Raw genomic sequence first — 22,812 nt, 5'->3', positions numbered from 1 at the left:
CTGGCTGGCTGGAGTCTCCAGCCTAGTCCGGTCGTTCCCCGTCGCAAGCGATCCGGGCAGCGCGGCCTGCCCTACCCCTGCGCGCTGCTCAATGGCCCGTGCAGGCCGCCTGTGCCGCGCGCTCACGCTGGTGTTCCCAGAACCAGAACACGAAGCCGGCGGCGAAGAACGCGGCCTGGCCCAATGCCAGGTGCAGCGGGCTGGCACTGAGCAGCGGCGACACCACGCCGGCCACCACGGTGCTGATCATCAGCTGCACGAAGGCCTGCAGCGACGAGGCCAGGCCACGCTGGTGCGGGTACATGTCCAGCACCGCCAGCGCCAGGATCGGGAAGATCAACGCCATGCCCATGCCGCCCAGGAAGATCGGCAGTACCGCCCACGGCAGCACGAACTGCGGCGCCAGCGCCACGTAGCCGACGTTGAGCAGCACCGACAGCGCGCACAGGCCGAAACCGATGGCGACCTGGCGCGTCGGCGTGGTGTGGCCGGCCATGCGCCCGGACAGGAACGAGCCGGTGGTCATGCCACCAATGGTGGGAATGAACAGCCAGGCGAAACCGCCCTCGCCCAGATGCAGGTGCTGCATCACGAACACCGGCGCCGAGGAGATGTACAGGAAGATGCCGCCGAAGCCGATGCTGCCGGCCAGCGCCAGGCGCAGGAAGCGCGGGTTGAAACCGATGCGCACGTAGTCGCGCAGCAGGGTGCGCGGCGACAACGGCACCCGCGCGTGCTCGGGATGGGTTTCCGGAAGGAAGCGCGCGGTGGCCGCCAGCAGCACCAGCCCGAACACCACCAGGAACCAGAAGATCAGCGGCCAGCCGGCACCGCTGAGCAGGATCCAGCCACCGATGATCGGCGCGATCGCCGGCGCGATGCCGAACAACATCGACACCTGGCTCATCAGTCGCTGCGCGTCGTGGCCGTGGTACAGGTCGCGGATCACCGCGCGGCCGACGATCATGCCCACGCCCGCCGACAGGCCCTGCAGCGCGCGGAAGGCCAGCAGCGTGCTCAGGTCGGTGGACAGCGCGCAACCGACCGAGGCGCCGACAAACACCACCAGGCCACCGAGGATCACCCGCTTGCGCCCCCAGGCGTCGGACAGCGGGCCGTGCGCCAGGCTCATCAGGCCGTAGAACAACAGGTACACGCTGATGGTCTGCTGCACCGCCACCTCGTCCACCGCCAGGCGCTGGGCCAGCTGCGGGAAGGCCGGGAAGATGGTGTCGATCGAGAACGGACCGAACATGGCCAGGCCGGCGAGCAGCAGGGCCATGCGGCGGGTGGAAGGAGCAACAGCGGCGGTCATGGAAAAGGTGTCCGGCAGGGCCATGCGCGGCACGCACGGCCGGCGCCGGTCCCCTTGCGGCAGGGACGGCGCCAGATGAATACGAGAATCCGGCCATCATAGGTGGGGATTGCACGCGATGCCATGCAGCGCTGCACAAAACGCACGACCGGGCCATCGGCCATTCAGGCACGGCGGCACCGACCGGCGGCCGCCGGCGGGCCCGCAACGGGCTATAATCGCCGGGCAACACGGTGGGAGAAGCGGAACACCGCTGCCGAAGGCGCAACGCCCGTAATCGCTCAGGCCCGATACCACCCGTAACACAACTCTGGAGAGACCGGTTCGATCCGGCGCCGAAGGGGCACGAAGCTGCGGTTTTCTGCGCTTTTAAACTCTCAGGCAAAAGGACAGAGGGGCGCCCCGCAGACCGCCGACCGGCGGCTTGTGCCCGTGCGTGTGCCCTTTCCTGACGGATCCTTCGCCATGTCCCAGAACACCCCTTCCCTGCGTGAGCTCGAGCATCATTCCGCGTTCGTCGAGCGCCACATCGGCCCCAACGATGCCGAGATCGCGCAGATGCTCGACGTCGTCGGCCACGCGTCGCTGGATGCGATGACCGATGCCATCGTGCCGGCCAAGATCAAGTCACCGGCGCCGCTGGCGCTGCCGCAGTCGATGACCGAAGTGCAGGCACTGGCCAGGATCCGTGCGATCGCTGACAAGAACACCGTGCTGCGCAGCTTCATCGGCCAGGGCTACTACGGTACCCACACGCCGAACGTGATCCTGCGCAACATCCTGGAAAACCCGGCCTGGTACACCGCCTACACCCCGTACCAGGCGGAAATCTCGCAGGGCCGCATGGAAGCGCTGATCAACTTCCAGACCCTGTGCGCCGACCTGACCGGCATGGAGATCGCCAACGCCTCGCTGCTGGACGAAGCCACCGCCGCCGCCGAAGCGATGACCCTGGCCAAGCGTTCGGCCAAGTCGAAGTCGGACACCTTCTTCGTGCACGATGCCGTGCACCCGCAGACCCTGGAACTGCTGCGCACGCGCGCCGAGCCCATGGGCATCGTGCTGCGCGTCGGCACCCCGGCCGAGGCCCTGGAAGCCGAAGCGTTCGGCCTGCTGCTGCAGTACCCGGATACCTTCGGCCAGGTCGGCGACTACAAGGCGCTGGTCGATGCCGTGCACGCACGCGGCGGCCTGGTGGCCGTGGCCACCGACCTGCTGGCCCTGACCCTGCTGGCCGCCCCGGGCGAATGGGGCGCGGACATCGTGGTCGGCAACAGCCAGCGTTTCGGCGTGCCGTTCGGCTTCGGTGGCCCGCACGCCGCCTTCATGGCCTGCCGTGACGCCTACAAGCGCTCGATGCCCGGCCGCCTGATCGGCGTGTCCATCGATGCGCAGGGCAACCCGGCCTACCGCCTGACCCTGCAGACCCGCGAGCAGCACATCCGCCGCGAGAAGGCCACCTCCAACATCTGCACCGCGCAGGTGCTGCTGGCGGTGATGGCCTCGATGTACGCCGTCTACCACGGCCCGGACGGCCTGACCCGCATCGCCCGCCGCACCCACCGCCTGGCCTCGATCCTGGCCGCAGCGCTGCGCAATGCCGGTGTGCAGGTCGGTGGCGACTTCTTCGACACCCTGCACATCACCGGCGTGCACGCCGATGAGATCCACGCCAAGGCGCGCGCCGCCGGCTACAACCTGCGTGCGATCGACAGCGACTCGGTGGGCATCAGCCTGGACGAGACCACCACCCGCGCCGACGTGGTTGCGCTGGCTGCGGTGTTCGGTGCCCAGGCCGACGTCGACGCGCTCGATGCCAGCACCGTCGATGCACTGCCGGCCGGCCTGCTGCGCCAGTCCGCGTTCCTGACCCACCCGGTGTTCAACACCCACCACAGCGAACACGAACTGCTGCGCTACCTGCGTTCGCTGGCCGACAAGGACCTGGCGATGGACCGCACGATGATCCCGCTGGGTTCGTGCACCATGAAGCTCAACGCCACCGCCGAGATGATCCCGGTGACCTGGCCGGAGTTCTCGCAGATCCATCCGCTGGTGCCGGCCGACCAGGCGCTGGGTTACAAGGAACTGATCGACACGCTGGAAGCGATGCTGGTCGAATGCACCGGCTACGACGCGGTGAGCCTGCAGCCGAACTCCGGCGCGCAGGGCGAGTACGCCGGCCTGCTGGCGATCCGCGCCTACCACCGCTCGCGCGGCGAAGGCCACCGCGACATCTGTCTGATTCCCGATTCGGCGCACGGCACCAACCCGGCTTCGGCACAGATGTGCGGCATGAAGGTGGTGGTGACCAAGACCGATGCCAACGGCAACGTCGACGTCGAAGACATCCGCGTCAATGCCGAGAAGTACAGCGACCGTCTGGCCGCGATCATGATCACCTACCCGTCCACGCACGGCGTGTTCGAGGAAGAAGTGGTCGAGATCTGCGAGATTATCCACCAGCACGGCGGCCAGGTGTACACCGACGGCGCCAACATGAACGCCCTGGTCGGCGTGGCCAAGCCGGGCAAATGGGGTTCGGACGTTTCGCACCTGAACCTGCACAAGACCTTCTGCATTCCGCACGGCGGCGGCGGTCCGGGCGTGGGCCCGTGCGCGGTCAAGGAGCACCTGGCACCGTTCCTGCCGGGCAAGCTGGGCGACAACGGCCCCGTCGGCATGGTCAGTGCGGCCAGCTTCGGCAGCGCCTCGATCCTGCCGATCAGCTGGATGTACATCGCCATGATGGGCAGCGAAGGCCTGCGCAAGGCCACCCAGGTCGCGCAGCTCAATGCCAACTACATCGCCAAGCGCCTGGCCCCGCACTTCAAGACCCTGTACACCGGCCGCAACGGTCTGGTCGCGCATGAGTGCATCCTGGACGTGCGCCCGCTGGAGAAGACCAGCGGCATCGGCGCCGAAGACGTGGCCAAGCGCCTGATCGACTTCGGCTTCCACGCCCCGACCCTGAGCTTCCCGGTGGCCGGCACGCTGATGGTCGAGCCGACCGAGAGCGAATCGCTGCACGAGCTGGACCGCTTCATCGACGCGATGATCCAGATCCGCGAGGAAATCAGCGCGATCGAAGACGGCCGCCTGGACCGCGAGGACAACCCGCTGAAGAACGCGCCGCACACTGCTACCGCAGTGACCGCCAGCGAGTGGACCCACGCTTACCCGCGCGAACTGGCCGCCTTCCCGCTGGCCAGCCTGAAGCAGAGCAAGTACTGGCCGCCGGTGGCACGCGTGGACAACGTGTACGGCGACAAGAATGTGATGTGCGCCTGCATCCCGGTCGATGCCTACAAGGATGATGAAGTCGAGGCGTAATCCTTCGACCCATCGGAAATGAAAACGGCCCGCGCGAGCGGGCCGTTTTCATAAGGGCGTGTGGACCAAGGTCCACACCCACAACAGGTCGATCACGGGTCCGGCATCTGTCCCAGGCTCAACTGCCACGACACGCCGTAGCGGTCCTGCACCCAGCCATAGCGGTTGCTGAAATCGTAGTCGCCCACCGGCATCAGCCAGTGCCCGCCCTCGCCCAGCACGCGCGCGGCGCGTTCGAACTGTTCGGCGCCGGAGCACTCGACGAACAACGAGATCGACGGGCTGAAAGTGAAGTCGTGCACATCCAGGCTGTCGAAGCACAGGTAGTGGGTGCCACCGAGCAGGAAGATGGCCTGGCGCACCTGCCCGGGTACGCCGGCACCGAGCCCCTCCGGGTGCCGTTGCAGGGCCAGCAGGCGGAAATCGGCAAAGGCCTCGGCGTACAGGGCCAGAGCGGCCTCGGCCTGGCCGGTGAACATCAGGAACGGACGGCTGCGCAGCATGCGGTACTCCCGGTCGACGGGCCGATGACGGCCTACGCGATCAGCATCGCACGGCCCATGTATGCCTGCTGTAGAGCCGAGCCCATGCTCGGCTGGCGACCACGCAAACAGCAGCCGACCATAGGGTCGGCTCTACAGGAAATTCGGCGACCGCAGCCGACCGTGGGGTCGGCTCTACAACGGCAATCACGCCTCGCGCATGCGCCGTGCGATGGCACTGCCAGCGGCGATCGTGGCCGTCAGCGCCACCATCGACAGGAACTGCAGGCGGGTATGCGCCTCGCTCAGCAGCAGGCCGAAGATCAGCGCCAGGATGCCCAGCGCGCACACCGTCAGCCACGGGAAACCGGCCATGCGGAACGGCAGGCGGGTGCCAAGGCGGTCGGCACGGCGACGCAGCACCAGCTGCGAGACCAGCGACAGCGTCCACACCAGCAGGCAGGTGGAACCGACGATGTTGAGCAGGACCGGCAGCACCCGGTCCGGGAACAACAGTTCCATCACGGTGGCGGCGAAACCGAACAGCACGCTGGCCAGCACGGCGATCACCGGCACCTGGCGCGGATCGGTCCAGCCCAGCACCGCCGGCGCTTCGCGGCGCTGGGCCAGCGAGTACATCATCCGCGAGGCGCCGTAGAGGTTGGCGTTGAGCGCCGACAGCAGCGCGATCACCGCAATCAGCGTGATGGCGGTACCGGCGCCCGGGATGCGGGCGATATCCAGCACCGCGGCGAACGGCGACTTCAGCGCCTCGCTGGTCCACGGCACCACCGCGATGATCACGCTCAGCGAGCCGATGTAGAACACCAGGATGCGCCAGGCCACAGTGCGGATGGCACGGGCGATGCTGCGTTCGGGATCTTCGGTCTCGGCTGCCGCCACCGCCACGATCTCGGTGCCGCCGAAGGCGAACACCACCACCAGCAGCGCCGCGCCGATACCGGCCAGGCCCTTCGGCGCGAAACCGCCGTGTTCGGTGAAGTTGCTCAGGCCCGGTGAGGTGACCTGCGGCAGCCAGCCCATCAGCAGCGCCACGCCGATGGCAATGAAGGCCAGGATCGCCGCCACCTTGAGGATGGCGAACCAGAATTCGAACTCGCCGAAGTTCTTCACCCCGAGCAGGTTGATGGCGGTGAAGAACAGCATGAAGGCCAACGCCGCCATCGGCACCGGTATGGCCGGCCAGACGGTGGCCAGCAGCCCGGCCGCCCCCACCGCCTCGGCGGCGATCACGATCACCAGTTGCACCCACCACAACCAGCCGACGGTAGCGCCCGCAGTGGCGCCCATGGCATCGGCGGCATACACCGAGAACGCGCCGCTGGTGGGTTTGGCCGCCGCCATCTCGCCCAGGGCGTTCATCACGATGATCACCAGCGCGCCGGCGACCAGATAGGAGACCAATACCGCCGGACCGGCCGCCTGCACACCCACGCCCGAGCCGAGAAACAGGCCGGCGCCGATGGCGCTGCCCAGCCCCATCATGATCAGCTGGCGCGGCTTGAGCGAATGCCCGAGGCGGGACGATGAAGCGGACGGAGTCGAATTGGGCATCGGCGGGGCTGGCGGCGGCTACAGGGGCGACACCTTACCCTGTCCCACGCCTGCACGGATAGGCGCAGCGCAGCAGGTGGCTCAGGCCAGCGCAGGCTCGCCGACGTTGCCACCGATACGGGCCCGGTAGGCACGGGGCGAGAAACCGGTTTCAGCCTTGAACTTACGGGTGAAGGCGCTCTGGTCACTGAAACCGCAGGCCTGGCCGATGCAGGCGATGCTGTCGTCGCCATGCAGCAGGTGCATCGCCATCTGGATCCGCAGCCGGGTCAGCACCTGCTGCGGGGTCATCTGGAACACCTTGCGGAAGCTGCGCTCAAGCTTGGACAGCGAAAAGCCGGTGATGTCCAGCAGGGTCTGCATCCGCACGTTCTCGGCGTAGTGCGCGTTGAGATGGGCCAGCGCCAGCCGCAGCTGCTCGTACTGGCTGCCCAGGCTGTCCTTCTGGCCGAGGTCGCGGGAAATGCCGATCAAGCCCTCGATGGCCCCATCGACCACCAGCGGGCGCTTGCAGGTCAGGCACCAGCCCGGTTCGCGGTTGGCGAACAGATGCAGTTCCATCAGGTTCTCGATGACCTCGCCGGACAACACGCGGGCGTCCTGGTCCACGTAGTCCGCGCTCAACCCGGTCGGGTAGATCTCTGCCGCAGTGCGCCCGATCACGTCCTTGCGCGCGCGCAGGCCCAGCCGCCGCAGCATGGTCTGGTTGACGTGGGTGTAACGCCCCTGGCGGTCCTTCATGAAGAACAGCACGTCCGGGATGGCGTCGAACAGGGCTTCGATGTCGGTGGGCTCGACTCGCATGCGGCAAGCATACCCGAGCCTGCTTTTGCCCGTACGTTCACCCGCGGCGGACCCTGGGTTAACGGCCATGGGGCGACTGTCAGTCTTTCTTTGTCCTTCGATCCCGGAGCTCCCGATGGCCGCCAGCAAGCAGACCGGCAAGCGTGCACCCACCCCGTCCCCCAGCCAGCGCCGCGGCGAAGGCGACGAACTGCATCTGCACGCCGGCGGCACGCACCCGCCCATGACCACCGCCCAGGGCATCCCGGTTGCCGACAACCAGAATTCGCTGCGCCAGGGGCCACGCGGCCCCACCCTGCTGGAAGATTTCATCCTGCGCGAGAAGATCACCCACTTCGACCATGAGCGCATTCCCGAGCGCATCGTGCACGCGCGCGGCAGCGCCGCCCATGGCTACTTTCAGTTGACCCGGTCGCTGGGCAAGTACACCCGCGCCCGCGTGCTCACCGAGGTGGGCACGAAGACGCCTGTGTTCACCCGCTTTTCCACCGTGGCCGGCGGCGCCGGTTCGGTCGACACCCCGCGTGACGTGCGCGGCTTCGCGGTGAAGTTCTACACGCCGGAAGGCAACTGGGACCTGGTGGGCAACAACATCCCGGTGTTCTTCATCCAGGACGCGATGAAATTCCCCGACCTGGTGCACGCGGTGAAGATGGAACCGGACCGCGCCTTCCCCCAAGCGGCCAGCGCGCACGACACGTTCTGGGATTTCATTTCGCTGATGCCCGAATCGATGCACATGATCATGTGGGCGATGAGCGACCGCGCCATTCCGCGGTCCCTGCGCATGATAGAAGGCTTCGGCGTGCACAGCTTCCGCCTGTTGAACGAGGCCGGCGATTCCACCTTCGTCAAGTTCCACTGGCGGCCGAAACTGGGCATCCAGTCCACCGTCTGGGACGAAGCGCTGAAGCTGCAGGCCGCCGACAATGACTTCCACCGTCGCGACCTGTTCGAGGCCATCCAGCGCGGCGACTTCCCCGAATGGGAACTGGCCGTGCAGCTGTTCAGCGAGGAAGACGCCGAAGCGTTCCCGTTCGACCACCTGGACCCGACCAAGATCATTCCCGAATCGCTGGTGCCGCTGCAGGTGATCGGCAGGATGGTGCTGGACCGCTGGCCGGACAATTTCTTCGCCGAAACCGAGCAGGTGGCATTCTGCCCGGCCAACGTGCCGCCGGGCATCGACTTCAGCAACGACCCGCTGCTGCAGGGGCGCCTGTTCTCGTATCTGGATACGCAGCTGATCCGGCTGGGCGGCCCGAACTTCCACCAGATTCCGGTCAATGCGCCCAAGTGCCCCTTCGCCAACCACCAGCGCGATGGGCACATGCAGATGCAGGTGCCGAAGGGGCGCGTGGCATATGACCCCAGTTCGTTGGAAGACGACAGCCCGCGCGAGACGCAGGCTGGTTTCCGCAGCCACGCCACGGCCGACGACGGACGCAAGGGGCGCACCCGTGCAGAGAGCTTCGCCGACCATTACAGCCAGGCGCGCGCGTTCTTCCGCAGCCTGGAAAAGCCCGAGCAGGCACACCTCGCCTCGGCGCTGGTGTTCGAATTGTCGAAGGTGGAAACGCTGAAGGTGCGCGTGCGTACGATCAGCCATCTGCGCAACATCGATGAATCGCTGGCCAAGCGCGTGGCCGACGGACTGGCGCTGGCAGACCTGCCCGAACCCGCGCCGACCGCAACGCCGGCACGCGACATGCCCGCCATTCCCGAAGTGCGCATCATCGGCCGTACCAAGGACACGCTGCAGGGGCGCTGCATCGGCATCCTGTTCGACGAAGGCTCGGATGCGGGGTTGATCGCCAGCCTGCGCAAGGCCGCGCAGAAGGCCGGCGCCGAGGTGAAGCTGGTCGCGCCGAAGGTGGGCGGCGCGCGCCTGAGCGATGGCAAGGTGCAGGCCGCCGACGGCCAGTTGGCCGGCACGCCGTCGGTGCTGTTCGATGCGGTGGCGGTGGTGCTCAGCGCAGACGCCGCCAAAGGGCTGGTCAAGGAAGCGGCCGCGGTGGAGTTCGTCAGCCATGCCTGGGCCCATCTCAAGGCGATCGCCTGCGATGCGGGTGGCCAGGCGCTGTTGAAGGCCGCGCGCGTGGGCAACGATGCCGGCATCGTCGAGGCCGAGGACGCCAAGGGTTTCCTGGCTGCCGCGGCCACCCGCCAGTGGGCGCGCGAACCCAAGCTGCGCCTGCTGGCCTGAATCATCCTTCCCGGAGAAACGACATGTCCCAGGGTGATAAATCTGCCTACACCGACAAGCAGAAGCGCCAGGCCGAACATATCGAGGAAAGCGAGCGCGCGCGCGGCGCGAGTGAAAGCACCGCCGAGCGCATCGCCTGGGCCACCGTCAACAAGCAGGATGGCGGTGGCAAGCGCAGTGGCAGTGGCCGCAAGAGCAAACGCTAGCCAACGGCGCGTCAGCCCGGCAGCGCCCTCACCCAGCTGGACACCACGGTGGCGGCCGCGTCGGTGCGCGCCTGCAACAGGAAGTGCGGCCCTTCCAGGGTGACATGCCGGGCGTCCGGCAGCAGCGCCTGCAGTTCGGCCACACTGGGCGGCCACAGCAGGCGGTCCTGGCGGGCCTGCAGACACAACGTCGGCACCGCGATGCGTGGCAGCGCCTGGCGCGCATCCACGCGCAGGGTGGCTGCGGCGCGCTGGCGCAGTGTGGCTGCAGGCACCTGGGCCAGCGCGAGGCGCAGCTCACGCAGGGTCTGCCGGCTGCGCCAGCGCCCCAGCAGCAGCTGCGACAGCAGCAGCAACGGTGGCATCGGCCAGGCGGGCGCGAGCAACGCCGCACCTGCAGCCGGAACCGGCAAAGGCCTGCGCGCGAACGTGGTGCACAGCGCCAGTCCGCGCAGCGCGGGTGGCGCCTCGGCCGCCAACTGCATGGCCAGCGGGCCGGCGAACGATTCACCCAGCAGCACGAACGGCTGGCTGGGCAGCTGCGGGCGCAGCAGTTGCAGCAGGCTGGCGTAGTCCTGCGGGCCGTTGCTGGGCAAGGCCAGCGCGCGGGTGGGCACACCGTGCGCCCGCACGGCGGCCAGGAAGGCGACAGACAGCTGGCCGGTGCCGTCCAGCCCCGGCAGCATGACCAGGCAGGGCGGCACCGCGCCGGTCAACGTGGCGCCCCAGACGCGGGTGCGGCCGGCGCGGGCGTGCGCACCGCCACCGGCAGCGCCTGCAGCGTGCGCACCGCTGCGATTGGAATGGCTTCGGCACGCCGCTGCTGCGGCCACCAGACGAACAGGAAAGCGCTGCTGGAGCCCAGAAGGCGGGCACTGCCCGGCAGCGGCGCCGGGTCGCCGTTGAGTTGCAGGCGGATCACCTCGCCCTTGCCATGACTTCGGATCTGCTGCCCGCGCACCTGCACGTAGTTGGCCGCGCCGATGGCCATGAAAGCGGCCACGGCCAGGGTCATCGCCGTCAGGGGCCGCAGCCCGATGCCCTCCCAGCTGGTCAGGAACGAACGCCGGAGCAGCACCCTCCAGATCCAGCTGCGTCCACGCAGCTGCTCCAGCTTGGCGGCATTGCGCATGCGCAGCGTTTCCGGCCAGCTCGCCACCAGCACCACCAGCACCACCAGCAGCCCCAGCGCCAGCAGCAGCACATAGGCGGGGTCGCGGATACCGGCAACCAGGAAATCACTGGGCTGCATGTAGTCCAGGATCGACAGCTCGAACCCGCGGTAGAACCAGAAGCTGCACCACAGGCCCAGTGCTGACACCAGCAGATAGGCCACGCTGAACAGCAGCGCCGGTTCGCGGCGCATGCGGCGCACCATCTGCATCACCGCCGAATCATCATCGCCGCCGGTCAGCGGCAGCATCGACCAGTCGGTCGGTCCTTCCGGTGGCGCGACGGCGGCCACCTCCATGCCCTGCACCCTCGGCACGTCGCCATAGGCGCCTTCTGGTTCCCTGCTGTCCATGCCACCCCCTTTTTCCTGCGAGCATCGCCGAAAAAGGGGGCGTGCGGTAGAGTCGAGCTCGCTCGACTGCTCTCGATCTCCGTACACAGGCAGTCGAGCAAGCTCGACTCTACCGTTGCCTACCGGTCAGGCCGCGCGCGCCACCGCGGCGCGTGCAGCAGCGCCCTGCTCCAGCTGAAACACCGACACCGAGGTGGTCAGCGCATGCGCCTGCTCTTCCAGCGCGCGGCTGGCGGCGGTGGCTTCTTCCACCAGCGCAGCGTTCTGCTGGGTCACCTGATCCATCTGCACCACCACCTGGTTGACCTGCTCGATGCCAGCCGCCTGTTCCTTGCTGGCCGCGGCGATATCGCTCATCAGCTGGGTAGTGCGCGAACTGGCCTGGGCCACGCGGGCGATCGCCGCTTCGGATTCAACGGTCACCGCCAGGCCACTTTTCACCTTCGCAGCGGCATCTTCGATCAGTTCCTTGATCTCCTTGGCGGCCACACCGGCACGTTGTGCGAGCGTGCGCACTTCGCTGGCAACCACGGCAAAGCCACGGCCCTGCTCACCGGCACGTGCGGCTTCCACTGCGGCGTTCAGCGCCAGGATGTTGGTCTGGAACGCAATGCCGTCGATCACCGTGGAGATTTCCGAGATGCGTGCCGAGGACTGATCGATCTCACCCATGACCGAGGCCATCTGTGACATCGCCTGCTCGGTCTCGCGCACCGCGGCACCGGCCGCATGCGCTTCGCTGTCAGCCTGGCGGGCCAGCTCGGCATTCTGGCGCACGGTGGAGGTCAGCTCTTCCATCGATGCAGCAGCTTCTTCCAGATTGGCGGCCTGCTGCTCGGTGCGGCGCGACAGGTCATTGTTGCCGGCGGCCAGCTCCTGTGCCGCGTTGTTGATGCTGTCGGCAGCCACCTGGATGCCACGCACGATACCGGTCAGCTGTGCGGTGGTGGTGTTGGCATCATCGCGCATGCGCGCAAACACGCCCTCGTAGTCGCCGTCCATGCGTGCGGTCAGGTCGCCATGCGAAATCGCGCGCAGCACGTCGGAGACATCGGCGATGCTGGCCTGCGAACTGGCCATCATGCCGTTGAGGTGCTCGACCATCGCCTTGAACTGGAACTGGAACGCAGCGGCATCGCCACGCATGCTGAAGTCGCCGGCACGTGCGGCGCGGGCCAGTTCATCGATCTGCGCGTTGATCGCCATCAGGCTCTGCTTCACCGCGGCCAGGGTGCGGGTCAGCGCGCCCTTCTCACCCGGGTACTCGGGCAGGTCACGACTGAGATCACCGATGGCGTAGCGCTGCATCACCTCGGCCATCAGCAGCTCCACCTGCACGTGCGATTCGACCAGGCTGTTGGTGGCCTGCACCATGCGCCCGAAGTCACCGGGGAAGGCGCTGGCATCCATGCGGTAGCGGATCGCGCCGGCCTCGTGCTGTTCGGCCATCTGCAGCTGCGCGCCGATTGCCGCCTGCACACTCTGCCGCACGCTGGCCATCGCCTCACCCAGCTGGGTCAGTTCGTCACGCCCACCCAGACGGAATTCCTGGTCCAGCTGGCCCTTGGACAGGCGTTCGGCCAGGTTCACCGCGCGTGCCAGCGGGCCGGTCAGGCTGCGCCCGATCATCACCGACGCCGCGATGCCGACCAGCAGTGCAACACCGCCCAGCACCAGCAGCTGCAGCAGGCTGCGCTCGCCCAGGCGGATCGCCTCGGCGGCGGCAGTACGGCTTTCCTTCTCTTCGAAGTCCACGCCATCGGACAGCGCCTTGTTCCAGCCGTTGGCCGCTTCCTGCACCGGGCCCAGGGTCAGCGCCACTGCGCCCGGATAGTCGCCATGCTCCATCAGGTCGCTGGTCTGCTTGTTCAGCGGGCGTGCGATGGCACGCTTGGCGGCAATGGTTTCAGCGAACGCCTTGCCTTCGGCATCGCTGGGCAACGCCTGGTAGGCACTCCAGCTGGCTTCGTAGCGCTTGACCAGGTCGGCGATGCGCTGCTCGTCGTGGCCACGGTCTTCGCCCTGGCGGATCAGCATCTCGCGGCGCACCACCATCATCTGGTTGTTGGCATCGAGCATCTGCGACAGCAGCCGCACTTTGGCCACACTGACATCGACCACCTGCTGCATCGCGCGCTTCTGCACCACGCTGGCGGTGGCCCCGGTGGCCACCACGGCGGCAACCAGCAGCAGCAACAGGCCAAAGCCCAGCCCAAGACGCCAGGCAACCCTGACATTCCTCAAGAAATTCATCGGTACATCCAAAACGGGGGGATGCGCCCGTATCGGCCGGCCCACCGGCATTCTTGATCGGCCACACGCACACCTGTCGGCAGCCGTTCACCTTGGTGAGGCCGCGCGACGCGCTTCTGCGACAAGGGCCTGCACCGCGCAGAGACGGACCCGCTCATGCCGGCATCAGGTTGCTTTCACGGGGGCTGCGCAGCCTCTGCGGGCAGGGTGGAGCGGCCATCTGCCGGAGACGCCCATGCCCGTACACCGCCCCGCCCTGCTCGCCCTTTCCCTGCTGGTGTCGCCCGCCTTCGCGCAGGTGCCGCCGCCGGCCCCGTTGCCGGAGCGCATTGCCGAGAAGGCCGGACCCGATATCGCGGCGCGCTCACCGCTGCACGCCCAGGTGCTGCTGGATCGCGCCAATTTCTCCCCAGGCGAGATCGACGGTGAAGTCGGCAGCAACCAGCGTCGCGCCGTGGCCGGCTTCCAGGCCGCCCACGGCCTGGCAGTGAGCGGAGAGCTGGACGACAGCACCTGGAAGGCCCTGCAGGCCGATACGGTCGTGCCACTGGCCAGCTACACGCTGACCGCCGAGGACGTGGCCGGGCCATTCGTCGCCGTTCCGAAGACGCCCGCTGCGCAGGCAAAGCTGAAGGCGCTGGGCTACAGCAGCGTGGAGGAATCACTGGGCGAGCGATTCCATGCCTCGCCCGAGCTGCTGAAGGCACTCAATCCTGGCGTCGATCTGGCCAGGGCCGGTAACCGCATCCAGGTGCCCAACATCGCAGCGGGGGCGTTGCCGAAGGCGGCGAAGATCGTGGTCGACAAATCCGATTCCACCCTGCAGTTGCTGGATGCGCAGGGCAAGGTGATCGCGCAGGTGCCGGTCTCGTCAGGCAGCCAGCACGATCCGCTGCCGATCGGCGAATGGAAGATTCTCGGCGTGTATCGTGACCCACCCTTCCACTACAACCCCAAGCTGTTCTGGGATGCGCGCAAGGGCGACAGGAAGGCCACGCTGCCGCCCGGCCCGAACAATCCGGTCGGCCGGGTCTGGATCGATCTGTCCAAGCCCCACTATGGCCTGCACGGAACGCCGGTGCCGGGCCATGTCGGCAAGACCGAATCGCATGGCTGCGTGCGCATGACCAACTGGGATGCGCTGCGAGTGGCCGATGCGGTGGACACCTCCGTACCCGTGCTGATGCAGGAGTGAGCCGATGCGTCTTTCGCAGCTGATCGTGCTGGGCGTGCTGCTGGGTGTGGGACTGGGCTGGTGGCTGCGCCGCGATGCCGCTGGACTCACGGCGGCGTCCTCGCCGGCAATGCCCCTCACCGTGGCGGCAACGCCGACGGCGGAAGCGACCACAGCGAGCGCGCCGCTGCCGGCCAGCCTGGATGCAGCACCGGGCGGCCTGCTGTTGCCGGTGCAGGGCGTACTGCCCTCGCAGCTGCGCGATACCTTCACCGATGCCCGCAGCGAAGGACGCGTGCATGATGCGATCGACATCATGGCCGATGCCGGAACGCCCGTGCTGGCCGCGGCCGACGGCACGGTGGAGAAACTGTTCGATAGCAAGCGCGGCGGGCTGACGATCTACCAGTTCGAGCCCAGCGGACGCTGGTGCTACTACTACGCGCATCTGCAGGGCTATGCCGATGGCCTTGCTGAAAAGCAGGTGATCAGGCGCGGCGAGGTGATCGGTTACGTGGGCAGCACCGGCAACGCCAGCGCCGAGGCCCCGCACCTGCATTTCGAAGTGCACGTACTGGGCCCTGAAAAACAGTGGTGGAAGGGCGAATCGATCAATCCGTATCCGCTGCTGAAGCCGGCAGCTTCGACGGCAGGCGCCGCCAGCGCCACAAGGTAAAAGTGAACACTGCCAACGCAGCCCCTGGAATCAGCAGGAACAGCGCCGCTACTTTCCAGAAGAAGAACGGCCACAACCAGATGTAATCCAGGTTGGTCAGCTTCAGCAGATCCAACGGTGGCTGCAGCTCGATGTCTGCCGCGCGCCCCGCGAGCGCAGGGTCCACCTCCAGCACGGTTGCCCGCAGCCATGAACGGCCGCGCGGCAATGCATCGCCGCGGCCATAGCCGAAGTAGGACGCCGTGAGGCCGCTGGATTCAACCGATGCCAGCCTGCGGTCGATGCCCTGCCCGGCCACACCCGAACGCTCTCCCGCGCGGAAGTCTCCATGATCGGTGGGAGTATCGATGCGCAGCAGCACCTCGGGGTCAGTCTCTGTACCGTCCGCGGCATAGCGCAGGCGCAGCCGCAGTTGGTCATCGATGAGGCGGTAGACGGTGATCTGGGCGGTTGCGCCAGGACTCAGCACCAGCGGCACCGTCTGCGTACGCGAGGCCAGGGCATTGGCAGCGGCGCCCAGCGCCAACACCATGCAGGCAATGCCCCACAGGCTCCACAACACCCACAGGGCGATGCGCACCACGGTCTCGCCTTTCACGCTGACATCCGGGTCATCACGGCGCTTCCCTGCTGGTCTTGTCGACACAGTAACGAAAAAGCCCCGCTTTCGCGGGGCTTCTTCTTTCAGCGACGCCGGGCAGCGCCCGGCACTACCGGATGGTCGCTTCGCCGGGCATGGCCCGGCGCTACCTCAGGCGAACGGGTCCTGCAGGACCATGGTGTGATCGCGGTCCGGGCCGGTGGAGACGATGCTGATCGGGCAGCCGGCCAGCTCTTCCAGCGAACGCAGGTAGGCGCGTGCGGCCGGCGGCAGCTCGTCCCACTGGGTGATGCCGTGGGTGTTCTCGCTCCAGCCCGGGAACTCCAGGTACACCGGGGTGCAGTCTTCCCAGCCCTGCGCGTCCAGCGGCGCGTACTCGGTGCGCTTGCCGTTGTATTCGTAGGCGATGCAGACCTTCAGCTTTTCCATGCCATCGAGCACGTCCAGCTTGGTGATGCACAGGCCGCTGATGCCGTTGATGGCCACGGCGCGCTTCAGCGCAACGATGTCCATCCAGCCGCAACGACGCGGGCGACCGGTCGAGGCACCGTACTCGGCGCCGCGGTCACGAATGCCTTGGCCGATTTCATCATCCAGCTCGGTCGGGAACGGGCCACCGCCAACGCGGGTGGCGTAGGCCTTGGCGATGCCCAGCACGTAGTCGATCGAATCGGCGCCGACGCCAGAACCGGCCAGCGCGCCACCGACGGTGGTGTTGGAGCTGGTGACGTACGGGTAGGTGCCGTGGTCGATGTCCAGCAGCGCACCCTGCGCGCCTTCGAACAGCACGCGCTTGCCCTGCTTGCGCAGGTCGTGCAGGATGCCGGCCACGTCGGACTTCATCGGCTGCACGTACTCACCGAAGGCCAGTGCTTCGTCGAAGGTCTTCTGGAAGTCGACCGCATCGGTGTTGAGGTACTTGGTCAGCACGAAGTTGTGGTAATCCAGCGCGGTGCGCAGGAGTTCTTCCAGCTGCTTGGGGTAGTGCAGGTCGGCGATGCGGATGCCGCGGCGCGCCACCTTGTCTTCGTAGGCCGGGCCGATGCCACGGCCGGTGGTGCCGATCGCCTTGCCGCCGGCAGCGCGCTCGCGCGCCTGGTCCAGGGCGATGTGGTACGGCATGATCAGCGGCGCGGCCGGGGAGATCTTCAGGCGCGAACGCACTTCCACGCCGGAGGCTTCCAGCTCGGCGATTTCCTTCTGCAGCGCGGCCGGCGAGATCACCACGCCGTTGCCGATCAGGCACAGCGCATCATCACGCAGGATGCCCGACGGGATCAGGTGCAGAACGGTCTTCTTGCCGTTGATGACCAGCGTGTGGCCGGCATTGTGGCCGCCCTGGAAGCGCACGACGGCGCCGATTTCCTCAGTGAGCAGATCGACGATCTTGCCCTTGCCCTCATCGCCCCACTGGGCACCCAACACTACGACAGACTGACCCATGACGGGCTCCTCGATTTGTTGCGGCCATCGGGGCCGCGGACGGGTAAACCGTGGCGGGGCTGGCCAGCACCTGCAAGGCGGCTCCAAACGGGGAGCGGCCGGCGATGGATGGCCCAGACACGGAAAAAGCCGAACGGGGGAGGCCCGTCCGGCTTTTGTGCATTATCCGGGTTTCCGGGGTCGGGTGCCACCTTTCCGACGGGCGGCTTCACCGGCCGGTCAGGCGCCCCGCCTGGTAGTGCCGGCCGCTGGCCGGCAACGCCAACCAAGGTTGGCATCTACCAGAGCCGGGCCACACATGTGAACGCAGGCCGCCGCCCCGGGGCGTCTAGTGGCGGGCCCACCACAGCAGGCTAAGGCCGGCCAGCAGCACCAGCCCACCGAAGCTGCGCAGGGCCGGGCTGGGCAGATCCAGCAGGCGCTCTGCCATGCGTTTCCAGGCGATCGGCGCAACGAACAGGAACAGGCCTTCCAGCACCGCCACCAGGCAGACGGCAGCGAACAGATCTTTCATGGGGGACTCCGGAAAAAGCACGGGGCCCGGCATCTGGCCGGGCCCCGTGGGGTAATGCCCTGCGACCTCAGCGGTCGTTCTTCAGGTACTGCAGGAACGGGTCGTTCTTGTCCAGCACGATCACCCCGTTGCCGTCGGTCATGGAGCCACGGTAGGCCTCCAGGCTGCGGTAGAACGCGTAGAACGACGGGTCGGCCGAGCCGGCCTTGCCGTAGATGCGGGCGGCATCGGCATCGCCTTCACCGCGCAGGCGCTGCGCATCACGCTCGGCTTCGGCGATCAGCACGGTGCTGTCACGGTCGGCCTGGGCGCGGATGGTCAGCGACTGCTCCTCGCCCTCCGCACGCAGCTTGGCGGCTTCCTGCTTGCGCTGGGCGCGCATGCGCTCGTACACGTCGTTGATCACCTGGCTGTCGGTCGGCAGGTCCACCTGCTTGATGCGCAGGTCGATCATCTGCATGCCCAGCCCGGCCACAGCTTCGTTGATTCCCTTCAGCTGCTCGGCGATCAGCTCGCTGCGGTCGCCGGAGACCAGCTGCTGCAGGGTGCGCGAGTTGATCTGGTTGCGCAGCGAGTCGGTGATGATCGGTGCCAGGCGGGCATTGGCGATGCGCGGATCGCCGCCGGTGGCACGGAAGTAGTCACCCACGTTGGAGATGTAACCGATCGCGAAGAAGTCGACGCTGACGTCCTTCTGCTCGGCGGTGAAGTAGCGCGCCGGGGCAGTATCGAGCACCTGGAAGCGGCGGTCGAAGACCTTCACCGTTTCCACCACCGGCACCTTGAAGTGCAGGCCTGGCTTGATGTCCGAACGCACCACCTTGCCCAGGTTCAGCACCATGGCGGTCTGGTCCTCACGGACCACGTACACCGAGCCGAGCAGGCCCAGCACCACCGCCACGATCACGGCGATCCAGATTGGACTCTTCATCGGCTGCCCTCCTCACGGCCGCTCGGTCGCCCGGTCGGGCGGCCCACCGGCCGACCCGGATCACGGGACTGTTCCACCGCCGTACCCGGCAGCGACGGCATCACCACCTCCGGGTTGGTGACCCCCGGCGGGGCCGAGGTGGTGGGACGGGTATCGCCGGTCATCGGCACGTAGATCAGCTGGCGGCCATCGCCACCGATCACCTTGCGGTTCTCGCTCAGCACCTGCTGCACCGTCTCCAGCCACAGGCGCTTGCGGGTCACTTCCGGGGCGTCCTTGTACTGGGCCTGCAACAGGCTGAAGCGCTGCGCGTCACCCTCGGCCTTGGACACCACGGCCTGCTTGTAGCCTTCGGCGGTGGTACGGGCACGCGAGGCCTGGCCACGGGCTTCCGGCACGACCTTGGCGGCGTAGGCCTGGGCTTCGTTGATCAGGCGTTCCTTGACCTGCTGGGCGCCGTTGACCTCGTCAAAGGCCGGCTTCACTTCTTCCGGCGGACGGGCGTCCTGCAGGGTCAGGCCGGTCACGGTCAGGCCGGTCTTGAACGCCTTCAGCAGCGCCTGCAGGCGCTCTTCGGCGGCCACGGCCAGCGGGCCACGGTTGTTCAGCACGGCGTTGAGGTCGGCGCGGCCGACTTCCTCACGCACCGCGCTCTGCGCCGACTGTTCCAGCACCTGGTTGGCATCCACGGTGCCGAACAGGTACTGCTGCGGGTCGTCGATGCGGTACTGGACGTTCAGCGAGACGTTGACGATGTTCTCGTCACGGGTCAGCACCGGCACCTGGATCGAGAAGGTCTTGATCTCGGTGGCGTTGACCTTGGTAACCGATTCGATCGGCCACGGCAGCTTGAAGTTCGGTCCGGGCTGCAGGATGCGCGAGAACTGGCCAAAGCGCAGCACCACGCCACGCTGCTGTTCGCCGATCAGCTGGAAGCTGGAGAACAGCACCAGCAGCACCACGGCCGCCACCACCCAACGCACGATGCCGCCGTCGAACAGGTCTTTCAGCGGCCCGGGCAGTCCGCCCCAGCCACCACCATTGCCACCGCCGCGGGAGCCGAACGGCCCGCGTCGATTGTCCTCGGGGCCTTGTCCGCCCTTGTTGCCGCCGGGTGTATTCCAGGCCATGCACGCTCCGTCAAGATTTGGGCTGCGGCGCGGGCCCTTCCCGCACCACCAGCCGTGAAACCATTACCGATCATACAAGATGGGGCGGATCGGCAGGATCGAAAGGGGCCCGGCGGGGTAAGGTGGCGTTTTCCTCGAAGTCAGGCAGCGCCGATGGCCCCCACCACCCCGTTCACCGCCTTCCGTATTGAAAACGACGACGCCGGCTACCGCAGCGGCCTGGCCCAGCTCAATGTCGACGATCTCAACCCGGGGCAGGTGCTGATCCGCGCGCAGTGGTCTTCGGTCAATTACAAGGACGCGCTGGCCGGTACCGGCAAGGGCCGGATCCTGCGCCGCTTTCCGCTGGTGGGGGGCATCGACGTGGCCGGTACCGTGGTTGCCAGCACCGACCCGGCCTGGCGTGAAGGCGACGCGGTGCTGGCCACCGGCTGCGGCCTCAGCGAGACCCGTGATGGCGGCTACAGCCAGTACGTGCGGCTGGAATCGAGCGCGGTGATCGCGCAGCCGGCCGGGCTGAGCCCGCGCGAAGCGATGGTGCTGGGTACCGCCGGCTTCACTGCGGCGCTGGCCCTGCTGCGCATGCAGGACAACCGGCAGACCCCGGAACTGGGCCCGCTGGCGGTCACCGGCGCCAGCGGCGGCGTCGGTGCGCTGGCACTGTCGATCTTCAGCCGTGCCGGCTACACGGTGCATGCAGTCAGCGGCAAGCCCGACCAGGCCGACTTCCTGCGCGCCATCGGTGCCACCGAGGTGCTGCCGCGCGAAGCGCTGGCCGATACCGGTCCGCTGCAGTCGGCGCGTTTCGGCGGTGGCCTGGACAATGCCGGCGGCGACATGCTGGCCAGCCTGCTGGCGCAGACCGTGCCCTACGGCAGCGTGGTCAGTGCGGGCCTGGCCGCCAGCCCGACGCTGGACATGACGGTGATGCCGTTCATCCTGCGCGGCGTGTCGCTGCTGGGTGTGTCCTCGGCCAATGCGCCGCGCGGACTGCGCGAAGAAGTCTGGGCGCGGTTGGGCAACCAATGGAAGCCGCAGCACCTGGACCGCATCTGCACCGCCGAAGTCGGCCTGGATGGCCTGCCGGCCGTCTTCGAGCGGATGCTGGCCGGCGGTTCGCTGGGCCGTACCGTGGTGCGGATCGACTGAACGTCGCAGGCAGGCGACGGACGGCACGCGTGCCCCTCCCGCCGGTAATGTGCCCGCACTACACTGCGGGCATTACCTGGGGAACAACATGGCACGCATTCTGATCGTCGACGACTCACCGTCGCAGCTGTTGGGGATACAGCGCATCGTCGAGAAGCTCGGGCACCAGATCCTGACCGCCACCGATGGCGCCGCCGGGGTCGAGACCGCCAAGGCCGAGCTGCCCGACCTGGTCCTGATGGACGTGGTGATGCCGAATCTCAACGGCTTCCAGGCCACCCGCACGCTGGCCCGCGATGAGGCGACCCGGCATATCCCGGTGATCCTGGTGACCACCAAGGACCAGGACACCGACCGCATGTGGGGCATGCGCCAGGGCGCCAAGGCCTACATCACCAAGCCGTTCTCGGAAGACGAGCTGTCCGAGGTGCTGGAGCGGGTGTTCGCCGGCCAGGGCTGAGGCTGCTCCGGTAGGTGCCAACCTTGGTTGGCACGCTTTTGTTCTGCCGGCCAGCGGCCGGCACTACCGGAAGGCGTGCGGACCCAGGTCTCAGATCGTCTCGCCGAACGCCTTGGCCAGATTGCGGTAGGCCTTCTTCTGCGCCTCGTCGGTCGCTGCCGGAGCCACGATCTCGAGTTCAACGATCTGATCGCCGTCCGGGCTGCCCGGCAGGCCGCGCCCGCGCAGGCGCAGCTTGCGGCCGGCATCGGAGTCGGCCGGGATCTTCAGCTCCACCGCCCCGCCCAGGGTCGGCACGCTGATGCTGGTGCCCAGCGCCGCCTGCCATGGAGTGACCGGCAGCGTGTAGAGGATGTTGCGGCCATCGACCTCGAACTGGGGGTGTGCGGCGTACTCCACTTCCAGCAGCAGGTTGCCGCCATGGTTGCCCTGCCCGGCCAGCCGGATCACCTGGCCCGGACGGATGCCCTTGGGCACGCGCACGTCCAGCTGCTTGCCGTTGACGGTGATGCGCAGGCTGTCGCCGCTGTAGGCCGCCTCCAGCGGTACCGACAGCTTGGCGCGGGTATCGCGATTGGGCGCATGGCCCTGGCTGCTGAAGCCCGGACCCGGGCCGGCACCGCCGCGCTGGCGGGCGAACAGGCTCTCGAAGAAGTCGCTGAAGCCGCCATTGGCGCCACCGCCGCCGAACACTTCCTCGAAGTTGAAGCCGCCGGCACCGCCGTAGTTCGGCGGCACGTTGAACTCCTCGCCCGGGCGGTAGCCCTGTGCGCGCAACTGGTCGTAGGCCGCGCGCTTCTCCGGGTCACGCAGTGCCTCGTAGGCCTCATTGACCGCCTTGAACTTGTCCTCGGCCCCGGCCTCCTTGCTGACGTCCGGGTGGTACTTGCGTGCCAGCCGGCGGTAGGCGGTCTTGATCTCCGCCTCGCCCGCGCTCGGTTCCACCCCCAGGGTGGCGTAGTAATCCTTGAATTCCATCCAGCTACCTCGATTCGCTTCGGCCGCGCCGGTGGCGCCGCCCCGGGTTCATTCTAC

Annotated in this window: 20 protein-coding genes and 1 riboswitch; of the genes, 7 read left to right on the top strand and 13 right to left on the bottom strand. The window is 67.5% G+C overall.

The window, feature by feature from the left end; all coding sequences use genetic code 11:
* Window positions 1–88: 88 nt before the first annotated feature.
* On the bottom strand, window positions 89–1,315 hold the full coding sequence (locus LZ605_RS21170) for a multidrug effflux MFS transporter (RefSeq protein ID WP_249843216.1): 1,227 nt from the start codon (window positions 1,313–1,315) through the stop codon (window positions 89–91).
* Window positions 1,316–1,615: 300 nt separating this feature from the next.
* Window positions 1,616–1,718, top strand: a riboswitch (glycine riboswitch).
* A 62-nt stretch (window positions 1,719–1,780) separates the two neighbouring features.
* On the opposite strand from LZ605_RS21170, the gene gcvP reads away from it, so the two are divergent.
* Window positions 1,781–4,648, top strand: coding sequence for an aminomethyl-transferring glycine dehydrogenase (gcvP, locus tag LZ605_RS21165; RefSeq protein WP_249843215.1), 2,868 nt, complete (start codon window positions 1,781–1,783; stop codon window positions 4,646–4,648).
* Window positions 4,649–4,740: 92 nt separating this feature from the next.
* Here gcvP and LZ605_RS21160 read toward each other — a convergent pair whose 3' ends face one another.
* From LZ605_RS21160 to LZ605_RS21150, 3 genes are all read right to left on the bottom strand, one after another.
* Entirely contained in the window at window positions 4,741–5,151 is a 411-nt protein-coding gene (locus tag LZ605_RS21160; protein WP_249843214.1) for a VOC family protein, read from the bottom strand.
* A 186-nt stretch (window positions 5,152–5,337) separates the two neighbouring features.
* Window positions 5,338–6,705 carry an amino acid permease gene (locus tag LZ605_RS21155; protein WP_249843213.1) on the bottom strand — a complete coding sequence of 456 codons (1,368 nt, stop codon included), beginning with the start codon at window positions 6,703–6,705 and terminating at the stop codon, window positions 5,338–5,340.
* A gap of 81 nt (window positions 6,706–6,786) precedes the next feature.
* Window positions 6,787–7,509, bottom strand: a complete 723-nt coding sequence (locus LZ605_RS21150; RefSeq protein WP_107231198.1) for an AraC family transcriptional regulator — start codon at window positions 7,507–7,509, stop codon at window positions 6,787–6,789.
* Window positions 7,510–7,624: 115 nt separating this feature from the next.
* On the opposite strand from LZ605_RS21150, the gene LZ605_RS21145 reads away from it, so the two are divergent.
* Entirely contained in the window at window positions 7,625–9,715 is a 2,091-nt protein-coding gene (locus LZ605_RS21145; RefSeq protein WP_249843212.1) for a catalase, read from the top strand.
* 23 nt (window positions 9,716–9,738) lie between these two features.
* Window positions 9,739–9,921 (top strand): hypothetical protein, encoded by a 183-nt coding sequence (locus LZ605_RS21140; RefSeq protein WP_249843211.1) that lies wholly within the window; start codon window positions 9,739–9,741, stop codon window positions 9,919–9,921.
* Between the two features lie 11 nt (window positions 9,922–9,932).
* Here the strand turns inward: LZ605_RS21140 and LZ605_RS21135 are convergent, their stop codons facing one another.
* The 3 genes from LZ605_RS21135 to LZ605_RS21125 form a co-directional block, all read right to left on the bottom strand.
* Entirely contained in the window at window positions 9,933–10,637 is a 705-nt protein-coding gene (locus tag LZ605_RS21135) for an alpha/beta fold hydrolase (protein ID WP_249843210.1), read from the bottom strand.
* Window positions 10,634–11,446 (bottom strand): hypothetical protein, encoded by an 813-nt coding sequence (locus tag LZ605_RS21130; RefSeq protein WP_249843209.1) that lies wholly within the window; start codon window positions 11,444–11,446, stop codon window positions 10,634–10,636. The genes LZ605_RS21135 and LZ605_RS21130 overlap by 4 nt, the downstream gene beginning before the upstream one ends.
* A gap of 126 nt (window positions 11,447–11,572) precedes the next feature.
* Window positions 11,573–13,699, bottom strand: coding sequence for a methyl-accepting chemotaxis protein (locus tag LZ605_RS21125; RefSeq protein WP_249843208.1), 2,127 nt, complete (start codon window positions 13,697–13,699; stop codon window positions 11,573–11,575).
* 235 nt (window positions 13,700–13,934) lie between these two features.
* Between LZ605_RS21125 and LZ605_RS21120 the strand changes: the two genes are divergently transcribed.
* Both LZ605_RS21120 and LZ605_RS21115 read left to right on the top strand, forming a co-directional pair.
* Window positions 13,935–14,894: a L,D-transpeptidase family protein gene (locus LZ605_RS21120; RefSeq protein WP_249843207.1), complete on the top strand. Its 960-nt coding sequence runs from the start codon at window positions 13,935–13,937 to the stop codon at window positions 14,892–14,894.
* 4 nt (window positions 14,895–14,898) lie between these two features.
* Complete coding sequence (locus tag LZ605_RS21115; RefSeq protein WP_249843206.1) at window positions 14,899–15,549, top strand: M23 family metallopeptidase; 651 nt, start codon at window positions 14,899–14,901, stop codon at window positions 15,547–15,549.
* On the opposite strand, the gene LZ605_RS21110 is transcribed toward LZ605_RS21115, so the two are convergent.
* From LZ605_RS21110 to hflK, 5 genes are all read right to left on the bottom strand, one after another.
* Complete coding sequence (locus tag LZ605_RS21110) at window positions 15,485–16,147, bottom strand: hypothetical protein (RefSeq protein WP_249843205.1); 663 nt, start codon at window positions 16,145–16,147, stop codon at window positions 15,485–15,487. The genes LZ605_RS21115 and LZ605_RS21110 overlap by 65 nt on opposite strands.
* A 153-nt stretch (window positions 16,148–16,300) precedes the next feature.
* On the bottom strand, window positions 16,301–17,593 hold the full coding sequence (locus tag LZ605_RS21105; protein ID WP_107231208.1) for an adenylosuccinate synthase: 1,293 nt from the start codon (window positions 17,591–17,593) through the stop codon (window positions 16,301–16,303).
* 328 nt (window positions 17,594–17,921) lie between these two features.
* Entirely contained in the window at window positions 17,922–18,107 is a 186-nt protein-coding gene (locus LZ605_RS21100) for a DUF2065 domain-containing protein (RefSeq protein WP_106468837.1), read from the bottom strand.
* Between the two features lie 67 nt (window positions 18,108–18,174).
* The gene (gene hflC / locus LZ605_RS21095) at window positions 18,175–19,038 is read right to left on the bottom strand and encodes a protease modulator HflC (protein WP_010482785.1); all 864 of its coding nucleotides are present in this window, start codon (window positions 19,036–19,038) and stop codon (window positions 18,175–18,177) included.
* Complete coding sequence (gene hflK / locus LZ605_RS21090; RefSeq protein WP_106550318.1) at window positions 19,035–20,168, bottom strand: FtsH protease activity modulator HflK; 1,134 nt, start codon at window positions 20,166–20,168, stop codon at window positions 19,035–19,037. Before hflK ends, hflC begins: the two co-directional genes overlap by 4 nt.
* 153 nt (window positions 20,169–20,321) lie before the next feature.
* Between hflK and LZ605_RS21085 the strand changes: the two genes are divergently transcribed.
* Together LZ605_RS21085 and pilH are read left to right on the top strand one after the other, a co-directional pair.
* Window positions 20,322–21,317 carry a YhdH/YhfP family quinone oxidoreductase gene (locus tag LZ605_RS21085; protein ID WP_249843204.1) on the top strand — a complete coding sequence of 332 codons (996 nt, stop codon included), beginning with the start codon at window positions 20,322–20,324 and terminating at the stop codon, window positions 21,315–21,317.
* Between the two features lie 88 nt (window positions 21,318–21,405).
* Window positions 21,406–21,777: a twitching motility response regulator PilH gene (gene pilH, locus LZ605_RS21080; protein WP_005410644.1), complete on the top strand. Its 372-nt coding sequence runs from the start codon at window positions 21,406–21,408 to the stop codon at window positions 21,775–21,777.
* A 90-nt stretch (window positions 21,778–21,867) separates the two neighbouring features.
* On the opposite strand, the gene LZ605_RS21075 is transcribed toward pilH, so the two are convergent.
* Window positions 21,868–22,755, bottom strand: coding sequence for a DnaJ C-terminal domain-containing protein (locus tag LZ605_RS21075; protein WP_249843203.1), 888 nt, complete (start codon window positions 22,753–22,755; stop codon window positions 21,868–21,870).
* Window positions 22,756–22,812 lie beyond the last annotated feature (57 nt).

The sequence above is a fragment of the Stenotrophomonas maltophilia genome, from assembly GCF_023518235.1.
In the GTDB taxonomy this organism is placed as follows: domain Bacteria; phylum Pseudomonadota; class Gammaproteobacteria; order Xanthomonadales; family Xanthomonadaceae; genus Stenotrophomonas.
This window is presented reverse-complemented; position numbering and strand designations above follow the sequence as displayed.

Coding starts and splice junctions, on each gene's coding strand:
- LZ605_RS21145 (WP_249843212.1), top strand. CDS start 7,625: ATGGCCGCCAGCAAGCAGACCGGCAAGCGTGCACCCACCCCGTCCCCC.
- LZ605_RS21160 (WP_249843214.1), bottom strand. CDS start 5,151: ATGCTGCGCAGCCGTCCGTTCCTGATGTTCACCGGCCAGGCCGAGGCC.
- pilH (WP_005410644.1), top strand. CDS start 21,406: ATGGCACGCATTCTGATCGTCGACGACTCACCGTCGCAGCTGTTGGGG.
- LZ605_RS21140 (WP_249843211.1), top strand. CDS start 9,739: ATGTCCCAGGGTGATAAATCTGCCTACACCGACAAGCAGAAGCGCCAG.
- hflC (WP_010482785.1), bottom strand. CDS start 19,038: ATGAAGAGTCCAATCTGGATCGCCGTGATCGTGGCGGTGGTGCTGGGC.
- LZ605_RS21100 (WP_106468837.1), bottom strand. CDS start 18,107: ATGAAAGATCTGTTCGCTGCCGTCTGCCTGGTGGCGGTGCTGGAAGGC.
- LZ605_RS21120 (WP_249843207.1), top strand. CDS start 13,935: ATGCCCGTACACCGCCCCGCCCTGCTCGCCCTTTCCCTGCTGGTGTCG.
- LZ605_RS21115 (WP_249843206.1), top strand. CDS start 14,899: ATGCGTCTTTCGCAGCTGATCGTGCTGGGCGTGCTGCTGGGTGTGGGA.
- LZ605_RS21130 (WP_249843209.1), bottom strand. CDS start 11,446: ATGGACAGCAGGGAACCAGAAGGCGCCTATGGCGACGTGCCGAGGGTG.
- LZ605_RS21125 (WP_249843208.1), bottom strand. CDS start 13,699: ATGAATTTCTTGAGGAATGTCAGGGTTGCCTGGCGTCTTGGGCTGGGC.
- LZ605_RS21155 (WP_249843213.1), bottom strand. CDS start 6,705: ATGCCCAATTCGACTCCGTCCGCTTCATCGTCCCGCCTCGGGCATTCG.
- LZ605_RS21105 (WP_107231208.1), bottom strand. CDS start 17,593: ATGGGTCAGTCTGTCGTAGTGTTGGGTGCCCAGTGGGGCGATGAGGGC.
- hflK (WP_106550318.1), bottom strand. CDS start 20,168: ATGGCCTGGAATACACCCGGCGGCAACAAGGGCGGACAAGGCCCCGAG.
- LZ605_RS21150 (WP_107231198.1), bottom strand. CDS start 7,509: ATGCGAGTCGAGCCCACCGACATCGAAGCCCTGTTCGACGCCATCCCG.
- gcvP (WP_249843215.1), top strand. CDS start 1,781: ATGTCCCAGAACACCCCTTCCCTGCGTGAGCTCGAGCATCATTCCGCG.
- LZ605_RS21170 (WP_249843216.1), bottom strand. CDS start 1,315: ATGACCGCCGCTGTTGCTCCTTCCACCCGCCGCATGGCCCTGCTGCTC.
- LZ605_RS21075 (WP_249843203.1), bottom strand. CDS start 22,755: ATGGAATTCAAGGATTACTACGCCACCCTGGGGGTGGAACCGAGCGCG.
- LZ605_RS21085 (WP_249843204.1), top strand. CDS start 20,322: ATGGCCCCCACCACCCCGTTCACCGCCTTCCGTATTGAAAACGACGAC.